This window comes from Saccharopolyspora sp. NPDC050389, assembly GCF_040655595.1.
GTDB lineage: Bacteria > Actinomycetota > Actinomycetes > Mycobacteriales > Pseudonocardiaceae > Saccharopolyspora.
The window spans coordinates 114,934-132,378 of sequence record NZ_JBFAKG010000007.1; the positions used below are offsets into that span (position 1 = coordinate 114,934).

15 protein-coding genes are annotated in these 17,445 nt (G+C 70.5%); 6 read left to right on the top strand and 9 right to left on the bottom strand.

Translation table 11 applies throughout. The features are described 5' to 3' along the window. Positions 1-87 precede the first annotated feature (87 nt). Positions 88-1,740 carry a fumarate hydratase gene (locus AB0I53_RS06765; RefSeq protein ID WP_358597576.1) on the top strand — a complete coding sequence of 551 codons (1,653 nt, stop codon included), beginning with the start codon at positions 88-90 and terminating at the stop codon, positions 1,738-1,740. 95 nt (positions 1,741-1,835) lie between these two features. Here the strand turns inward: AB0I53_RS06765 and AB0I53_RS06770 are convergent, their stop codons facing one another. After that, on the bottom strand, positions 1,836-2,171 hold the full coding sequence (locus AB0I53_RS06770) for a hypothetical protein (RefSeq protein ID WP_358597579.1): 336 nt from the start codon (positions 2,169-2,171) through the stop codon (positions 1,836-1,838). A 268-nt stretch (positions 2,172-2,439) separates the two neighbouring features. Here AB0I53_RS06770 and AB0I53_RS06775 point away from each other — a divergent pair, with 268 nt between their 5' ends. Next, positions 2,440-3,684, top strand: a complete 1,245-nt coding sequence (locus AB0I53_RS06775; RefSeq protein WP_358597582.1) for a YeeE/YedE family protein — start codon at positions 2,440-2,442, stop codon at positions 3,682-3,684. 106 nt (positions 3,685-3,790) lie between these two features. Here the strand turns inward: AB0I53_RS06775 and AB0I53_RS06780 are convergent, their stop codons facing one another. From AB0I53_RS06780 to AB0I53_RS06795, 4 genes are all read right to left on the bottom strand, one after another. Further along, complete coding sequence (locus tag AB0I53_RS06780; RefSeq protein ID WP_358597585.1) at positions 3,791-4,705, bottom strand: alpha/beta fold hydrolase; 915 nt, start codon at positions 4,703-4,705, stop codon at positions 3,791-3,793. A 52-nt stretch (positions 4,706-4,757) separates the two neighbouring features. Continuing rightward, entirely contained in the window at positions 4,758-7,484 is a 2,727-nt protein-coding gene (locus AB0I53_RS06785; protein ID WP_358597588.1) for a GNAT family N-acetyltransferase, read from the bottom strand. Further along, positions 7,453-8,628, bottom strand: coding sequence for an acetoin utilization protein AcuC (locus AB0I53_RS06790; protein ID WP_358597591.1), 1,176 nt, complete (start codon positions 8,626-8,628; stop codon positions 7,453-7,455). Before AB0I53_RS06790 ends, AB0I53_RS06785 begins: the two co-directional genes overlap by 32 nt. 75 nt (positions 8,629-8,703) lie before the next feature. Then, positions 8,704-9,555 carry a sulfurtransferase gene (locus tag AB0I53_RS06795; protein WP_358597594.1) on the bottom strand — a complete coding sequence of 284 codons (852 nt, stop codon included), beginning with the start codon at positions 9,553-9,555 and terminating at the stop codon, positions 8,704-8,706. A gap of 122 nt (positions 9,556-9,677) precedes the next feature. Here AB0I53_RS06795 and AB0I53_RS06800 point away from each other — a divergent pair, with 122 nt between their 5' ends. The 3 genes from AB0I53_RS06800 to galE all read left to right on the top strand — a co-directional run bounded on the left by AB0I53_RS06800 (position 9,678) and on the right by galE (position 12,583). Beyond that, entirely contained in the window at positions 9,678-10,373 is a 696-nt protein-coding gene (locus AB0I53_RS06800; protein ID WP_358597597.1) for a metal-dependent transcriptional regulator, read from the top strand. Further along, complete coding sequence (galK, locus tag AB0I53_RS06805) at positions 10,370-11,548, top strand: galactokinase (protein ID WP_358597601.1); 1,179 nt, start codon at positions 10,370-10,372, stop codon at positions 11,546-11,548. Before AB0I53_RS06800 ends, galK begins: the two co-directional genes overlap by 4 nt. A gap of 72 nt (positions 11,549-11,620) precedes the next feature. After that, entirely contained in the window at positions 11,621-12,583 is a 963-nt protein-coding gene (gene galE / locus AB0I53_RS06810) for a UDP-glucose 4-epimerase GalE (RefSeq protein ID WP_358597603.1), read from the top strand. Positions 12,584-12,627: 44 nt separating this feature from the next. Here the strand turns inward: galE and AB0I53_RS06815 are convergent, their stop codons facing one another. Both AB0I53_RS06815 and AB0I53_RS06820 read right to left on the bottom strand, forming a co-directional pair. Then, entirely contained in the window at positions 12,628-13,737 is a 1,110-nt protein-coding gene (locus AB0I53_RS06815) for a DUF4192 domain-containing protein (protein ID WP_358597606.1), read from the bottom strand. Between the two features lie 202 nt (positions 13,738-13,939). Continuing rightward, positions 13,940-15,721: a Xaa-Pro dipeptidyl-peptidase gene (locus AB0I53_RS06820; protein ID WP_358597609.1), complete on the bottom strand. Its 1,782-nt coding sequence runs from the start codon at positions 15,719-15,721 to the stop codon at positions 13,940-13,942. A 158-nt stretch (positions 15,722-15,879) separates the two neighbouring features. Between AB0I53_RS06820 and AB0I53_RS06825 the strand changes: the two genes are divergently transcribed. Then, the gene (locus tag AB0I53_RS06825) at positions 15,880-16,179 is read left to right on the top strand and encodes a hypothetical protein (RefSeq protein ID WP_358597612.1); all 300 of its coding nucleotides are present in this window, start codon (positions 15,880-15,882) and stop codon (positions 16,177-16,179) included. Here the strand turns inward: AB0I53_RS06825 and AB0I53_RS06830 are convergent. Both AB0I53_RS06830 and AB0I53_RS06835 read right to left on the bottom strand, forming a co-directional pair. Next, positions 16,127-16,540 carry a hypothetical protein gene (locus AB0I53_RS06830; protein ID WP_358597615.1) on the bottom strand — a complete coding sequence of 138 codons (414 nt, stop codon included), beginning with the start codon at positions 16,538-16,540 and terminating at the stop codon, positions 16,127-16,129. The genes AB0I53_RS06825 and AB0I53_RS06830 overlap by 53 nt on opposite strands. Before the next feature lie 2 nt (positions 16,541-16,542). Next, the gene (locus tag AB0I53_RS06835; protein ID WP_358597617.1) at positions 16,543-17,298 is read right to left on the bottom strand and encodes an NAD(P)H-binding protein; all 756 of its coding nucleotides are present in this window, start codon (positions 17,296-17,298) and stop codon (positions 16,543-16,545) included. Positions 17,299-17,445: the final 147 nt, after the last annotated feature.

The following is a 17,445-nucleotide window of genomic DNA, read 5'->3' on the forward strand; positions in this document are numbered from 1 at the left end:
ACCTGGGCCACCCCCGTGGACGCGCTGATCGACCGCGCGGTTTTATTGGTCATCGCGTAACCCGAACGCGCGCAAAGGAGCCGCGACGTGACCACCACGTTCGATTTCACCGAGGTGCTCCCCCTCGGCCCCGACAACACCGACTACCGCCTGGTGACCACCGAAGGCATCCGAGTCGTCGAGGCGGCCGGGCGACGATTCCTCGAGGTCGAGCCGACCACGCTCACCGCCCTGGCAACCGAGGCCATCAAGGACATCCAGCACCTGCTGCGCCCGTCCCACCTGGCGCAGCTGCGCGCGATCGTCGAAGACCCGGAAGCCAGCCCCAACGACCGGTTCGTGGCGACCGACCTGCTGCGCAACGCGTGCGTGTCCGCCGGCGGCGTGCTGCCGATGTGCCAGGACACCGGCACGGCGATCGTCATCGGCAAGCGCACCGAGACCGTGCTCACCGGCGGTCACGACGAAGAGGCGCTCGCCCGGGGCGTCTTCGACGCCTACCAGGACCTCAACCTGCGGTACTCGCAGATGGCGCCGCTGAACTTCTGGGACGAGCGCAACACCGGCAGCAACCTGCCCGCGCAGATCGAGCTGTACAACAAGCCCGGCACCGACCCGGCCTACGAGTTCCTGTTCATGGCCAAGGGCGGCGGCAGCGCCAACAAGACGTTCCTGTACCAGGAGACCAAGGCGCTGCTGAACCCGACGCGCCTCGGCCGGTTCCTGGAGGAGAAGCTGCGCTCGCTGGGTACCGCGGCCTGCCCGCCGTACCACCTGGCGATCGTGGTGGGCGGTATGTCCGCCGAGTTCAACCTCAAGGTCGCGAAGCTCGCATCGGCCCGCTACCTCGACGAACTGCCGCGGGAGGGCTCGGCCTCCGGGCACGCCCTGCGCGACGTCGAGATGGAGCAGCAGGTGCTGGAGATGACCCGGCAGTTCGGCATCGGCGCGCAGTTCGGCGGCAAGTACTTCTGCCACGACGTGCGGGTCATCCGGCTGCCCCGGCACGGCGCCTCGCTGCCGGTGGGTGTCGCGGTGTCGTGCTCGGCGGACCGCCAGGCCAAGGCCAAGATCACCCCGGAGGGCGTGTTCCTGGAGCAGCTGGAGCGCGACCCGGCCCGCTACCTGCCGGACGTGGTCGACGAACAGCTCTCCGACGAGGTCGTCAAGATCGACCTGAACCAGCCGATGGCGGAGATCCGCGCGGAGCTGTCCAAGCTGCCGGTCAAGACCCGCGTGTCGCTGACCGGTCCGCTGGTGGTGGCGCGCGATATCGCGCACGCCAAGATCGCCGAGCGGCTGGACGCCGGCGAGCCGATGCCCGATTACCTGCGCGACCACCCCGTGTACTACGCGGGCCCGGCCAAGACGCCGGAGGGCTACGCCTCCGGCTCGTTCGGCCCCACCACCGCCGGTCGCATGGACGCCTACGTCGAGCAGTTCCAGGCCGCGGGCGGCTCGCTGGTCATGCTCGCCAAGGGCAACCGGTCGGCGAAGGTGACCGAGTCCTGCCACACCCACGGCGGCTTCTACCTCGGTTCCATCGGCGGTCCCGCCGCGCGCCTGGCCCAGGACTGCATCCGCAAGGTCGAGGTGCTGGAGTACCCCGAGCTCGGCATGGAAGCGGTGTGGCGCATCGAGGTCGAGGACTTCCCCGCGTTCGTCGTGGTCGACGACAAGGGCAACGACTTCTTCGCCAACGCCACCAAGCCGACCCTGCAGATCTCCTTCGGCCGCTGACACACCTGTACTCCCGCAGGAGCCCCACCTCCTGCGGGAGTACAGGTTTCAGCTCAGCCGATCGACGCGATTGGCAGGTATCACGCGGTCACCGATCAGCGGGGAATCTTGACATCTCGTTGTTCCAGAACGACCTTCCGCGCGTCCAGTGGCGCGTCGAGCTGCACCGCCACCGGCGGGTAGCGCAGGTCCATGGTGCAGATTCCCGGTGGTTCCGGGGTTTCTTCGACCAGCACCACCTTCACGTGGTCGGCGGTCTGCTCGGCCAGTTCGGCGTGCACCTTGCTGCAGCCGCCTTCCTGACCGGTTGCCACGACGACCTTTCCGTCGTCCTGGGTCCAGACCTTCTTCGGATATCCCTTGGGCAGCAACGATATGTCGACCGCGGTCTCGGCGACCGGGGCGCGTTCCGGCTCGGGTTTCGGCTGCACCGGGCCGGGCGGGACCGGAGGCTGACCACCGAAACCAACTTCGTTGGATGGCTGTTGGGCGCAGGCTGCCAGCGCTACGAGCAGAACACCCGCGCCCACTGCGGTTTGTAGGCGTCTCATGCCCTAAGGACGGAGCGGCCCGAGCGGCTGGTTGCGCGGAATCCGCATCGGATTGAATCCACATCTTTCCCACATTTCGAAACGGCTGGTGGTCGGTGGCCGGTGCGTGGTTTCGTCGACGAATCCGCTTCACATTCGGGAGTGAGGAATGTCCACCACCGCCACACCTGCCCCATCCGCTGACGCGCCCCCGGCTCCGCAGGGCAAGCCGCAGTGGGTTCCGTTGACCGTCGGGTTGATCGCGGCCGTTGCGCTAGTGGCCGCCGCGGCTGTTGTGGTCGGCGTGAAGTCCGCCGTGCTGGCCGGGTTGGGCCTCGCGCTCGGGCTGACGCTTTTCCACTCCCGCTTCGGTTTCACCTCGGCCTGGCGGCAACTCGTCTCGGTTGGACAGACGTCCGGAGTGCGGGCGCACCTGCTGATGCTCGGCGCGGCGTCGATCTTGTTCGCTCCGATCCTGGCCGGCGGCGTGACGTTCTTCGGCGCCACGCCGGAGGGAAACGTCGAACCGCTCGGGCTCGGGCTCGTCGTCGGCGCGGTCCTGTTCGGCATCGGGATGCAGCTCGGGGGCGCGTGCGCGTCGGGCACCTTGTTCGCCGTCGGCGGCGGGAACACCCTGCTGGTGGTCACGCTCTTCTTCTTCATCTGCGGTTCGGTGCTGGGCGCGCTGCACCTTCCAATGTGGACATCGGACACGATCACCCTCGGGTCGTTCTCCCTCGCCGAGGACACCGGGCTTGGCTACTTCGGCGCGCTGGTGGTGCAGCTCGCAGTGCTGGGCGCGATCGGTTACACCGCAACACGATGGGCGCGGCGGCACAACGCTCCCCCGGCGGGCCGGCCGCCGACGTCGCGCGGGCTTTGGCGCGTGTTGCGCGGTTCGTGGCCGCTGTGGGTCGGAGCGCTCTTGCTGGCCGGGCTCAACGCGGTCGTGCTGCTGACTCGCGGCAGCCCGTGGGGCATCACCTCGGCGTTCGTGCTGTGGGGTTCGAAGGCGCTGCAGGCGGTGGGCGTGGACGTGGCGAGCTGGCCCTACTGGCAAGGGGAACGCGCTGCGACCCTGACCGGTCCGGTGCTGGCCGACTCCACCTCGGTGCTGGACTTCGGAATCATCGTCGGTGCGCTCGTGGCATCGGCGGCGTCGGGTGCCTTCGTGCTGGCCAAGCGGCTGCCCGCGAAGGTCGTGCTGGCCGCCGTGATCGGCGGCTTGCTGATGGGCTACGGCGCGCGGCTGGCGTACGGCTGCAACATCGGCGCCTACTTCTCGGGGATCGCCTCGTTCTCGTTGCACGGCTGGGCCTGGGGCCTGTTGGCACTGGTCGGCACCTGGGTCGGGCTGAAGCTGCGCCCGCTGTTCGGTCTCGACGTCCCCAAGCCGACCGACTCGGTCTGCTGACGCCGTCCTTCGGCAAACGGTGGGGCGGATTTCCCGCCCCACCAATGCGATCGGCTCCCGCAATACCGATCGCCCGCGTGCCTCCGGAAGGCCAGTGGCGATCGCGCTAGGCGTGGACCGAGGAGTCGACGGCGGCGATCCAGTCCCGGATCCAGCGGGACAGTTCGCCGCCGTTTCGCACCCAGTTGAAGTGGCCGAGGCTCTCCGCGCCGGATGCCACCCGGGTGTAGTGCTTGGCGGTGCGTGGCGCTCGCCCGGCTTTCGCCGCCAGGTGATCCACCGAGGACTGCGGGGCCAGCCGGTCGCCCGCGACGCTGACGGTCAGCAGCGGCTGCCGCACTTCCCGCAGCGCCGCCTCGTAGTCGGTCGTCGAGCCGTTCAGCCGGTAACGGCCGGTGCGGGCCTGCCGCGCCCAGTCCTGCATCAGGTCGGTCGCCTGGCGGCCGCCGAAGCCGAACCGCTGGCCGGGCCAGTAGCCGAGCAGCGCCGACGTGGCCGCCACCAACTGCGTACCGAACAGCGTGCGCAACTTGTACATCCCAGGGAAGCTCCCGAACCACACCGAGCCTGAAGCCACCAACGCCACGCCTTGCACCCGGCCCGGGCGGGATGCCGCGTGCAGCAACGCGATCTGGCCCCCCATGCTGTGCCCGAGCAGGAACCGCGGTGCCTGCGGGAAAACCGCGTCGACGAGATCGAGCACGCCGTCCACGTCGTCGATCATGCTCTGGTAGCCGAAACGCACGCCGCGGGCGGCCTGCGGTTTGCTCTCGCCCTGGCCGCGCACGTCGAAGGTCACCACCGCCAGGCCCTGGGCGTGGAGATCGGCGACGAACGGGCGGTAGTACCTGGCGGGCACGCCCATCGCGGGGAGCAGGACGACCACCGGGCTGCTGGGATCGTCCTGCTCGGCGGCGCGCACGGTCGGCCGGTGCGCACCGGCCGAAATCTGCCCGAGCACCAGAGAAGCCTGGCCGCCCGAACCGTTCTCGGCGTTGTTCTCGATGGTTTGCTCGTCCACGTCGCCAGATTAACGGAACCGTCCAGTTTCGGGCAGCGCCGCGCGGCAGCGATCAGCGGAGCCGGCGCGGCCCGGCGTCCAGCGCCGCCGGAGACGCCCGGATGCCAACCCTGGCGCCTGCGACCACGGCGCCCGTCGGAGAGGCGAGCACCGGCTGCAACGCCAGGTCGCGGACCTCCGGCAGGTCCTCTGCCAGCGTGGCCACTCGCAGCACGAGATCCTCCAGCGCCGCGAGATCGGCCGGCGCGGTGCCTCGGTAGCCGGCCAGCAGCGGCGCCGCCCGAGGGGCGCGCACTAGCGCGGAAACGTCCACATCGGACAGCGGTAGCGCGCGATATGCCTTGTCCCCGAGCAATTCGCTGGCCACCCCGGAAAGACCGAACGAGACCAGCGTGCCGAACGACGGGTCGTCGGTCAGATCGATGACGCACGAGGTTCCCCGGGCCGCCATCCGTTGCACGTAAACCTCGTCGAGCCCCGAGACCTGCCGGATGTCGGCGTACGCCGACCGCACGGCATGAGCACTGCCCAGGTCGAGGCGGACGCCGACCAGATCGTTGCGGTGCCGCAGTTGATCGCTCGCCGACTTCAGCGCCACCGGGTAGCCCAGCTCCTCCGCCACCGCGACGGCCGCTTCGACGCCGGTGACCAGGCGGAACGGCACCAGGTCGATGCCGTAGCAGCCGAGCAGCCGCACCGCCTGGTCGTCGTTGAGGTCGGTGATGCCCGCCGCCAACCAGCCGTCGACCAGCGCCCGCGCCCGATCCTCGTCGATGTCCGGTGGCCGCACGAAGTGCCCCTGCGGCGCGGCGCGCCACTGCGCGTACCTAGTGACCCGCGCGAGCGCCAGCACCGACCGTTCTGGGCTCGGGTAGGACGGCACCGAGCCCTTACCGGTCGTTCCGTCCGGGCCAGGAACCACGAGTTCGTCGGGCACGCCTTCGGCGGCCAGGAACGTGGTCACCACCGGCTTCGAACGCGCGACACCGGCTTCCTGCAACGCCTCCCGCAAAGCGCGGGCGTACGCCGTGCCCGGAACCGCCACCGGCGGGGCGAACACCGTCACCAACGCGTCGACGTCCGGGCGCAAGGCGGCGTCGCGGACCGCCGCCGCGAACTCCTCCGGCCCCGCCGAGGCACCCACGTCGACCGGATCGCAGGCCAGCTCCAACTGCTGCGCCTGCGCCACGTCGGCGGCGATCATGCCCAGCGCCGAGGAGTTGCCCACGATCGCGACCCGGTCGCCCTGCGGCAGCGGCTGGTGCGCCAGCAACAGCGCGGTGTCGAACATCTGCGCCACCGACTCGACCCGGATGACGCCGGACTGCTCGAACAACGCCTGCACGCTGGTCTCGTCGATCTGCACCGACGTGGCCGCCAGGCCGGGTCGCACCGCGTTGCGACCCGACTTCACCACCACCACCGGCTTGCTGCGGGCCAGCCGCCGCGCCAACCGACCGAACTTGCGCGGGTTACCGAAGGACTCGAGGTACAGCAGCACGACATCGGTGGCCGGATCGGTCTGCCAGTACTGCAGCAGGTCGTTGCCGGACACGTCGGCGCGGTTGCCCGCCGAGACGAACGTCGACAGCCCCAGGCCCCGCTCCGTCGCGGTGGCCAGGATCGCAACCCCGAGCGCGCCGGACTGGGAGAAGAAGCCGGTGCGGCCGCGGCCGGGCAGCTGCGGCGCCAGGCTCGCGTTCAACCGGAACTCAGGGTCGGTGTTGACCACGCCCAGCGCGTTGGGACCGACCACGCGCATGCCGTGCACGCGCGCAGCTCGCACCATCTCGCGTTCAACCTCGCGGCCGTCCGGGCCGGCCTCGCTGAACCCGGAGCTGACGATGACCAGGGTCTTCACGCCCTTGGCCAGGCAGTCGTCGAGCACTCCGGTCACGCTGGCGGCCGGAATCGCCACCACCGCCAGGTCGACCTCGTCGGGAATGTCGAGCACCGAGGCGTAGGCGCGCACCCCGCGCACCGAGCGGTGCTCCGGGTTGACCGGGTAGACCGGGCCGGTGAAGTCCGCGGTGAGCAGGTTGGTCAGCACCGCGTGACCGATCTTGGCGTGGTCGGTGGACGCCCCGATCACCGCCACCGACCGCGGCCGCAGCAGGTTGTGCACGCTGCGGGCCTCGGCGGCCTGCTCGCGGGCGCGGGCCACGGCCACCGAATCCTCGGTCGGGTCGATGTCGAACTCCAGGTGCACCACGCCCTCTTCCATGGCCCGGCTCACCTGGTAGCCGGCGTCGCGAAAGACTCGAACCATGGTCGAGTTCTCGGCGAGCACCTCGGCCACGAAGCGCCGCAGCCCGCGTTCCCGCGCCGCGGCGGCCAGGTGCTCCAGCAGGATCGATCCCAGGCCGCGCCCCTGGTGCTGGTCCTGCACCACGAACGCGACCTCGGCCGACTGCTGCTCGCCGAGCCTGTCGAAGCGGCCCACCGCCACGATGTCGTCGCCGAGCAGCGCCACCAGCGCAACGCGGTTGACGTAGTCGACGCGGGTGAACCGCTCCACGTCGCGCTGGGGCATCCGCGGGTACGGGCCGAAGTAGCGGTAGTACCTGGTCCGGTCGCTGAGCCGCCCGTGGAAGGCCACCAGCTTCTCGGCGTCGGCTTCGGTGATCGGCCGCAGGTGCACGGTGCCGCCGTCGGACAGCACCACGTCCGCCTCCCACTGCCGGGGGTAGTCCGCCCGCGGGGTGGCTGCTTCCTGCTGCTCCACTAATCCGTCCACTTCGGACTCCTCAGTCGCGGCTGTCGACCGGGTCGAGACCATGCAACGGAAACACCGCGTGCCGGGTGTCGCGAATCGAGGTGTCCACCGCGGACGCGGTGACCCCCGACCACCGTTGGAAGGCCGGGTCGGCCCCGTCGGTCATCGAAGTCGGCAGCGGAACGTTGTCCGCGACCCGCACGGTGTGCGCGATCCAGTCCTCCGGGATGGTCGTCGCCGGGTCGAGATCGCGGTCCAGCAGCGTCGCCAACAGGTGCGTCCAGGCGCGCGGCACCACCCGGAACAGCGAGTAACCGCCGCCGCCCAGCGCCAGCCACTTGCCGCCCGCGCAGCTCTCGGCGAGCTGCCGCAGGTCCTGGTAGGTCGCGTGCTGCCCGTCGACGGTCATCGACAGGTCCGCCAGCGGATCTTCCCGGTGTGCGTCCGCGCCGCACTGCGTCACCAGCACCTGCGGCCGGAACGCGTCGAGCACGGACGGCACCACTGCGTGGAAGGCCCGCCGCCAGTCGGCGTCACCCGTGCCCGGCGGCAGCGGGATGTTGACGGCGGTGCCGTCGGCCGCGCCGGAGCCGATCTCTGCCGAGAACCCGGTGCCGGGCCACAACGTCAGCGGGTGCTGGTGCAACGAGATGGTCATGACCCGCGGGTCGTCGTAGAACGCCGCCTGCACCCCGTCCCCGTGGTGCACGTCGACGTCGAGGTAGGCGATGCGCTCCACGCCCTGCTCCAGCATCCACGCGATGGCCACCGAGCAGTCGTTGTAGACGCAGAAGCCCGCCGCGCGATCGGCCATCGCGTGGTGCAGTCCGCCGGCGATGTTGACCGCCCGGTCGGCCTTGCCGGACACGATCTGCTCGGCCGCCCGGATCGAGGCACCCGCGATCAAGGCCGATGCCTCGTGCATCCGGTCGAAGATCGGGTTGTCGTCGGTGCCCAGCCCGTGGCCGACCTCCCAGCCCGCCAGCGGCGCCGAGCGCACCGCCGCCATGTATTCGGCGGTGTGCACGCGCTCCAGGTCCGCGTCGGTGGCCGGAGTGGGCTTGATCATCTCGACGCCGTCGAGCACCCCGAGCGAGCGGGCCAGCCGCATGGTCAGGTCCAGCCTGATCGGATGCAGCGGGTGTTGCCCACCCAGGTCGTAGTCGAGCACCGACTCGTCCCACACGACCGCGCACTGAGAACCCATGTTCCGGACGCTACCTGCCCTGTGTCGGCCAACACAGTGTTCCGGGTCACCTGCGCGCACCGGTCAAGCGATCTTTCATCCGGCCTCCGATCCGGTCGCGGCCGGCCTCGCCGGATCCGCCGACCAGTTCGACCACGAGCCCGCGTACAGCACTGCCGGCCGCCGCCGATCGGACAGGCCCGCGTGCTCCAGCGCGAGCAGGACCGAGCAGGCGGTCACGCCCGACCCGCAGTACGCCCCGACCTGACCCTCCGCATCGACACCCAGGTCTGCGAAGTGCTTCGCCAGCTCCTCCGGGGACCGCCACCGACCGGACTCCGCCACGTGCGCAGCGAACGGCGCGTTCAGCGCGCCCGGGATGTGCCCGGCCCGCGGATCCACCGGCTCGACGTCGCCCCGGTAGCGCTCCGGCGCGCGGGCGTCCAGCAGCGTGCCTTCCCTGGCGAGCCGGGCCGCGGCGTCCGCGTCCACCACCGGCATCGAGCCCGGCCGGACCCGGAAGTCGCCCGCCGCCGGCTGCGGCAGGTCCGTCGTGGTGGGCTGCCCCGCGGCCGCCCAGGCCGCGTAGCCGCCGTCGAGCACCGCCACCGATTCGTGCCCCGCCCAGCGCAGCAGCCACCAAGCGCGGGCCGCGACCGAACCGTTGTCGGCGTCGTAGACGACCACCGGGCGCTCGGCCTCGACGCCCGCCCGACGGAACACCGCCTCCAGGTCGCCCGGGCCGGGCAGCGGATGGCGTCCCGCCGGGCCCGGTTCGGACGCCAGCTCAGCGTCCAGATCGACGAACACCGCGCCGGGCAGATGGCCCTTTTCGTACTCTTCTCGGCCCGGCGGCCCGAGCAGCGACCACCGGACGTCGAGGAGGGTCGGGGGCGGCTGCCGCCGCAACGCGGCCATGAGATCATCAGTACTGATCAAAGGATGCATGACGGCCCTTTCGTAGCCCGGCGACGAGGTCTGTCGGAAATCCTGGAAGTCAACTCCCCGACCACTGACCGCTGTCGCCCGGGGCGACTAGCATCGTGGTTGGGACTGAATGGGGAGCCGACGTGAACGATCTCATCGATACCACTGAGATGTACCTCCGCACCATCTACGACCTCGAAGAAGAGGGCGTGGTTCCGCTCCGGGCCCGCATCGCCGAACGGTTGGAGCAGAGCGGCCCCACGGTGAGCCAGACGGTCGCCCGCATGGAACGCGACGGGCTGCTGACCGTCGCCGAGGATCGCCACCTCGAACTCACCAAGGCCGGCCGCGCTCGCGCGATCAGCGTGATGCGCAAGCACCGCCTCGCCGAACGGCTTCTCGTCGACGTGATCGGCCTCGAGTGGGAGCACGTCCACAATGAAGCGTGCCGCTGGGAGCACGTGATGAGCGAAGCCGTCGAGCGCAAGCTCGTCAAGCTGCTCGGCGGTCCCACGACCTCTCCCTACGGCAACCCGATCCCGGGGCTCGACGAGCTCGGCGTGGACCACGTCGAGGCGCCGGCCGACGGCGACCTGCAGCGGGTCGACGAGATCGCCCGCAACGGCGGGGGGCGCGCCGTCATCCGCCGCATCGCCGAGCACGTCCAGCTCGACCCCGACCTGATGACCGAACTGAAGGACGCCGGCATCGTGCCGGGCAACGAGGTGGAGATCATGTCGGTGGTCGGGCCGAACAAGCCGATCGAGGTCCGTGGCCAGAACGGCAGCACCGAGCTGTCGGTCGGCATCGCGCACGCGGTCATGGTGCGCACCAAGTGAGTCCAGCGGACCGCGCGGCGGCGTTGTTCGCCGACGAGCACGGCGGCGCGGCGAGCGCGGTCTGGTCCGCCCCTGGGCGGGTGAACCTGATCGGGGAGCACACCGACTACAACGACGGGTTCGTGCTCCCCTTCGCCCTGCCGCACCGCACCGCCGTCGCGATCCGTCCCCGTCCCGACCGACTGCTGTCCGTCGCCACTCTCGGCAGCGACGGACGAGTGCACCGCGCGCCCGTCGTGCCGATCGACGAGCTGAGCCCCGGCGCCACCACCGGCTGGGTCGCCTACCCGGCCGGTGTCGCATGGGCCCTGCGTGAGGCCGGGTTCCCGCTCAGCGGCGCCGACTTGGTGATCGTCGGCGAGGTGCCGACCGGCGCCGGCCTGTCGTCCTCCCACGCCCTGGAATGCGCGGTGGCGCTGGCGCTGCTCGACACCGCGCAGCTGGCGCCTGGCGAGCCGAACGCCCCGAGCCTGGGCGAGATCGCGCGCCTGGTGCAGCGGGCGGAGAACGACTTCGCCGGGGCGCCGACCGGCCTGCTCGACCAGACCGCGTCGCTGGCCTGCACCGCGGAGCACGTGCTGTTCTACGACGTCCGGTCCGGCGACTCCGAGCAGATCCCGTTCGACCCGCGCAGTGCCGACCTGGAGCTGCTGGTGATCGACACTCGCGTGAAGCACTCGCACAGCGAGTCCGGTTACGGACAACGGCGGCGGGGCTGCGAACGCGCGGCGGAACTGCTTGAGGTCAAAGCGCTTCGCGACGTGTCCGGCGACGAACTCGCGGCGACCCTGCCGAAGCTTCCGGAGGAACTCCGGCCGCTTGTCCGGCACATCGTCACCGAGAACGACCGGGTGCTGGCCACTGTGGACGAACTCCGCGCCGGGCGGTACGCCGAGATCGGCCCGCTGCTGACCGCTTCCCACACCAGCCTCCGCGACGACTACCGGGTTTCCAGCCCCGAGCTGGACCTCGTGGTGGACAGCGCGCTGGCCGCCGGTGCGCTGGGCGCACGGATGATCGGCGGCGGCTTCGGAGGCTCGGCGATCGCGCTGGTGGGGGTCGACGACCGGCCCCGCATCGAGCGCGCCGTCCGGGACGCGTTCGAGGGCCGGCACCTCGCGGCGCCCCGCTTGTTCACAGCGGTACCCTCCGCCGGTGCGGGGCGAGACCGGTGACCATCGGGCGACCGCTCCCGCCTGCCGGTTGACGGCGCCCTCAGAAGATCTCCCACGGAAGGCAGTACGCAGGTGAAGCTCCTCGTCACAGGCGGCGCAGGCTACGTCGGAAGCGTGTGCGCGGCGCGTTTGGTGGAAGCCGGCCACGAGGTCGTCGTGGTCGACGACCTGTCCACCGGGCACGCCGACGCGGTCCCGGACGGCTGCAAGTTCGTCGAGGCCGACATTTCGACGGCGGCGAGCGAGCTGCTCGCGGAGCCGTTCGACGGTGTGCTGCACTTCGCGGCCAAGTCGCTGGTCGGCGAATCCATGCAGGATCCGCAGAAGTACTGGCAGGGCAACGTGGTCACCTCGCTGCGGCTGCTGGACGCGATGCGCGAGCACGGCACGCCGCGCCTGGTGTTCTCCTCCACCGCCGCGACCTACGGCGAGCCCGAGGTCACGCCGATCACCGAGGACACCGCGACGCGCCCGACGAACACCTACGGCGCGACGAAGCTGGCGATCGACCACGCGATCACCTCCTACGCCGCCGCCCACGGCATCGGCGCGGTCAGCCTGCGGTACTTCAACGTCGCCGGCGCGCACGGGGCGTTCGGCGAGCGGCACACGGTCGAGACGCACCTGATCCCGATCGTGCTGCAGGTCGCGCTCGGCCAGCGGGAGCAGGTGCAGATCTTCGGCGAGGACTGGCCCACCACCGACGGCACCTGCATCCGCGACTACATCCACGTCACCGACCTCGCCGACGCTCACCTGCTGGCGCTGCAGAGCGCCGCCCCGGGCAAGCACCGGATCTACAACCTCGGCAACGGCACCGGCTTCTCCGTCAAGCAGGTGATCGACACCTGCCGCGAGGTGACCGGTCACCCGATCCCGGCGAAGGTCGCGCCGCGCCGGGCCGGTGATCCGGCGACGCTGGTGGCGTCGAGCCAGCGCGCGCGGGAGGAACTGGGCTGGACTCCGCAGCGCGCCGACCTCGAGGTGATCGTGCGGGATGCTTGGGAGTTCACCCGGCAGCGCCACGGATCCTGAACGCCGCCAAGGCATTTCGTTTCGGGTCGTCTCGTCGTGATTCATCACCAGGCTCCGTCCTCTTCGAGCATGATCTGGGCGTCTTCGGCGGCGTCGCGGGCGATGACCGCCAGGTCGGCCGGTGAGATGCCGGCTTCGATGGCCTGCCGTAGCAGGATCCCGAGCTGGTGGTCTGGTTGGGCACGTTCGATTCGCTCCAATGCGACGCCTGCCAGCGCCCCTTCGCCCCGCAGGTAGGCGGAGAACGCCAGCAGCGCGGCGACCTCGGGAAGTTCCGGGTCGGGGGCCTTGCGGACCAGGGTCAGCCAGAGTTCTTCGGCTGCCCTGGCCGCATCGCCCAGGGCGGTGCCCAGGGCTATGTCGCGCACCCTGGTGTCCGACACCGCGAGCAGCACGCGCAGCAGGTCGTCCTCGGTGAGCGCGGCACCGGTGCCGACGCGTTCGATGGCGGTGAAGACGATCCGGACGTCGCGGGCGACCTTTCCCGGGTCGTAGCCCTCGGCGTGTTCTTCGGCGAGCAGGTCGAGCTTCGCCGACCAGCGCGCCACGGACTCATCGGACTCCGGCGCGACGAGCGTCCTCAGCTCATCGCGGCTGCCGAAGGTCACCGCTCCCGCTGCGGCCATCGCCGCCCCGATCGCCGAGCCCCGCGGATCGGCGATCACACCGGAGCAGCCCAGGTCTGCGTAGCACACCCACTCGGCACCGGCTCGGATCTCCGGCACCCACAACGCGTGGGCTGTCACGACCCCGGCGCGGTGGAACGCGTCGCGGATCACTTCGACCAGGTCGGTGTGCGGCGGCCCGGTATCACGATTGTCCACAGTGGAATTCTCGAGGTCCTGGCACCGGCCGGCACAGGAGTCACCGCAGGCGGCGGTGCTCGTTTTCTCCCCGACGACGACCAGGATCACGGCTTCCATCTGCTGTCGGCCCAGCGGGCCGTCGAGCAGGTGCTCGCCGAAGCCGCAAACCTGCATCGGGCATGGCAGGTCGGTGCGCAGCGTCACGCCGAACGTCGGCGTGTCCGCCAGGTCGTGCAGGGTCAGCACGATCAGCGAATGCGTCGGATGGAACCCGAGCATGTGCGGCATGGCGGCGATCAGGTCGGCGGGTTCGGTCAGCGCGATGGCGGCGTTGAGTCGTGTTGTCATGCCGCAACGATCGACGCCGAACCGGCATCGACGAAAGGGCATTTTCGGAATCTGTTGACAGATCCGTCCGTTGTGGACAACTCAGCCAAGAAAGGCCGACAAATCCACTATGGAGTGACGATCGGCCGGGCCAATTGCGTCACTCCATCGACGCTAACGCTCGGTTGCCACGTCCCAATCGCGAATCTTCGTCGCAGTCGGCCTATTCGACCGACCCGACGATCGGCAGCTGGAACCGAGTGCGGGACAGGTCCAGTTCCAGCCCGGCACCCGGCTTCGGGCGCAACGTGAAGTCGTGGTCGCTGGACAGCACGACGATCCCGAGCCGGTGCCCCGGCGCGAACACGTAGTCGTCCGGCTGCATCACCACGTTGATCGAGTAGTTCTTCCCCGGCTCGATCGGCGACGTCCTATCGATCGCGTCCCGGTTCTGCGGATCAACCCAACCGCGGGTGACCACCGTGACCGCGCCGTCCGAAGCCTGGTCCACCAGCAGCGTCGTCACGTTGGCGGCCGGCCGGTCGAAGGTCAGCGCCAGCTCGGCCCGAACCGTGCCGCTGACCCGGGCCGGGGCCGCCAACGGGGCGCCGAAGTAGGCGAGCCGGTTCGGCGAACTCGGCGCCGCCGCAAGGTCTTCCGCCAATTGACCCGCGTCGTCGCGCAGCGCCTCCGCCGCCCGGCCCGGAACCCGCGCGGCGGTGAGCCCGCCTCGCTCGGGGCCACCCTGCGTGGGCCGCAACGTCACCTCCCGAGCGTCCGGCGCAGGCCACTCGGCCTCCTCGGCCCAGCTGCCGTCCTCGCGCTGCACGGTGGCCCTCGGCTCGCCCTCGACGCCATTGGGCACGTCGTACAGGTACCGGCTGAACCACCGGTTCAACGTGCGCAGCCACTCCTGCTCCCGCAGCCGGAGCGGGTCGGTGTGCCCCGCCTGGTGCCACCAGATCTTGTGCGGCACATCGCGTTCCCGCAGCTCCGCGTACCACTGCGCGGCCTGCCTGGTCTTGACGTTCCAGTCGTTGAGCCCGTGCACGGACAGCACCGCGGCGTGGACCCGGTCGACGTCGTTGAGGTAGTTCCGCTCGTCCCAGAACCGGCTGTAGTCGCCGGTGATCCGGTCCTGATCCGCCGTGAGCTGGTCGAGCACCGTCCGGCACGGCTCACGGTCCGCGCGGGTGTGCACGTACTTCGCCAGCACGTCGGCGTCCTCGCCCTGGTAGCCGCCGGGTGCGACGACCGCCCCGTCGGAGCGGTAGTAGTCGTACCAGTTCGAGATCGCGCCGATCGGCACGATCGCCTCCAGACCTTCGACGCCCGTGCTGGCCACCGCGTTCGGCAAGGTTCCGTTGTAGGAGACCCCCATCATGCCGACCTTGCCGGTCGCCCAGGCCGCCTCGACCGGCGCACCGGAGGTGTCGTGCCCGGGCACGCGGGAGTTCAGCCAGTCGACCACCGACTTGGCGCCGGTCGTCTCGTTCGCGGCACCGGTGGTCGGGCAACCGGTGGACAGCCCGGTGCCCAGCGATTCCCCGTACACCACCGCATATCCCCTGGCCAGCAGGTATTCCTCGTAGGCCCAGCTGATGTCGGCGGCCGCCGCGATGCGCTCGTCGCCGCCGGCGGTGCGGATGGTCCGGTTGCCCGGCTTCTGAGGCACGTGCAGCTCGGTGTCGACGTTGTGGTTGGGGACGTCGTTTCCGCCGGAGAAGTACGGACTGGCCTGGTAGACGACCGGCACCCGCAGGCCCTGCTCGGTTTCCTTCGGCCGCACCACCTGGACGTGCACCACGTCGTCCTGCCCGTCGCGGTCGCTGTCCACCGGCGCGGTCACGAACAGGTCCTCGCGCACCGCCTGCGCCGGGTCGAACACCGGTTGCGCCTCGCCGTCCTGGAACACCGGGCCCTGCGGTGGTTCCGCGAGAGCCGGCATCCCGGTGAGCGGCAGGACGCAAACCGCCGCCAGCAGACCCATCCGAACGCGTCGCATGCAGGCTCCCGGGACCGAAGGGGAAATCGACACCAGCACTTTTCTTACAGCGGAACGCGAAGTCAAACACTCCCCCGGCGGGTTTACGCCAGAACCCACCGCGTGCCGCCCAGTAGAGTCGGAACAGGGACTCAGAACCGAACCCGCGAGGAGCGAGCATGTCCATTCCGTCCAGCCTGTTGACCTCGGCCGGATTGATCGGCGGCTTCGCGGTCGCCCGCGCGACCAAGCACCGGCACTGGGGCGGAGTGGTGGCCGCGGGCGCCGGCCTGGGCGCGATGGAGTCGTGCCGCCGCCGGACCGGAGTGGTGCCGGCCCTCGCGCTGGGCGCCACCTACGCGGCGGCGCTGACCGGCTCGCACCCGCTGGCCAAGAAGATCGGTGCCTGGCCGTCGGTGTTCGCGGTCACCGGCGCGACGGCCGTCGCCGCTCACCTGCTGGCAAAGCGCCGCGGGTGAGCACCAGCAGCACCACCGGGATCGTCGCGATCACGCCCAGCGCCACCACCAGCACCGTCCCCGCGGTGTGCGGCGGATGCGCGGCGTGGAACGCCAGGTGCGGGACCGCCCAGACCAGGTTCGACGTCAACGCGACGTAGACCAGGCGCCGTTCCAGGAACACCGCACCTGCGCCGAGCACCACGGCCATGGCGAGGTTCATCGCGCCGAAATCGCGGAAGAGGTGCTCGTTGAACGGCGGGTAGTCGCCCACCGTCGGCACTCGGCCGTAGAACGAATGCGGGAACAGCAGCGTCCAGGAACCCAGTGCGACGTGCACGAACGTCAGGAAGACCAGGCCTGTCCGCAACCAGGCGCGCATCGTCACCGCCCGGCCAGGAAGTCGTCGAAGGTGATGCGGCCGACCGCGTGGTCCGGGGCGAGGTGGCCGCCGCGGCGGTAGCCGTCGAACGCCGCGACCGGCAACCGCACCGGCAGCAGGATTCGGCGGCGCCCGGTCGAATTCAGGTAGGCCCGCGCCAGGTCGCGATGGCTGCGGACCTCCGGCCCGCCCATGTCCGCGACCCGGCCGGCCGGCTCCCCGGCCGCGAGCTCGGCGAGGCGTTCCGCGACGTCGCGGACGTCGATGGGCTGGAAGCTCGCCCCGGCGAGCGTCGCGACCACCGGGGACCGGCGCTGCGCCGAGGTGATGCGGACGATCAGGTCGTGGAACTGCGTGGTCCGCAGGATCGTCCACGGCAGCCCCGATTTCGTCACCCGCTCTTCGGCTTCGAGTTTGGCGCGGTAGTACGGAAGCGGCACCCGGTCCACGCCGACGATCGAGATGTAGACCAGGTGCGGAACGCCGTTGCGGCGCGCGGCATCGATCAGGCGTTGGGTTGCCGCCACGTCCTTGCGCCCCAGCGTGGTGGCGCAGTGCACGATGGCGTCCACTTCGGACGTCGCCGCGTCGATACCCGCACCCGTGCGCAAATCCCCGGTCGCCCAACCGTGCTGGACGTTGCCGGGCCGTGGGCCGCGGCTGAGCACGCGCACTTCATGCCCGGCATCCAGCAGCCGCCGCACCACGGCCCTGCCCAACGTGCCCGTCCCGCCTGTCACCAGGATCGGCTTCTGCATTCGTCCGTCCTTTCCGAGCTGGTCATCGGTAGGACGAGGCGGCCCTGCCGGATGTGACAGGCCATCAGCCCGGCGTGGGTGCCGCGGGCAGCGGCGGACACAGCTACGCGGCGTACTCGACCCCGCAGGACGGCCTGGTCGTCGCCC

Excerpts from the sequence above, each read along its gene's own strand:
- AB0I53_RS06830 (WP_358597615.1), bottom strand. The coding sequence starts at position 16,540 with ATGCGCGCCTGGTTGCGGACAGGCCTGGTCTTCCTGACGTTCGTGCAC.
- AB0I53_RS06795 (WP_358597594.1), bottom strand. The coding sequence starts at position 9,555 with ATGCATCCTTTGATCAGTACTGATGATCTCATGGCCGCGTTGCGGCGG.
- AB0I53_RS06835 (WP_358597617.1), bottom strand. The coding sequence starts at position 17,298 with ATGCAGAAGCCGATCCTGGTGACAGGCGGGACGGGCACGTTGGGCAGG.
- AB0I53_RS06825 (WP_358597612.1), top strand. The coding sequence starts at position 15,880 with ATGTCCATTCCGTCCAGCCTGTTGACCTCGGCCGGATTGATCGGCGGC.
- AB0I53_RS06775 (WP_358597582.1), top strand. The coding sequence starts at position 2,440 with ATGTCCACCACCGCCACACCTGCCCCATCCGCTGACGCGCCCCCGGCT.
- AB0I53_RS06820 (WP_358597609.1), bottom strand. The coding sequence starts at position 15,721 with ATGCGACGCGTTCGGATGGGTCTGCTGGCGGCGGTTTGCGTCCTGCCG.
- AB0I53_RS06785 (WP_358597588.1), bottom strand. The coding sequence starts at position 7,484 with ATGGTCTCGACCCGGTCGACAGCCGCGACTGAGGAGTCCGAAGTGGAC.
- AB0I53_RS06790 (WP_358597591.1), bottom strand. The coding sequence starts at position 8,628 with ATGGGTTCTCAGTGCGCGGTCGTGTGGGACGAGTCGGTGCTCGACTAC.
- AB0I53_RS06815 (WP_358597606.1), bottom strand. The coding sequence starts at position 13,737 with ATGACAACACGACTCAACGCCGCCATCGCGCTGACCGAACCCGCCGAC.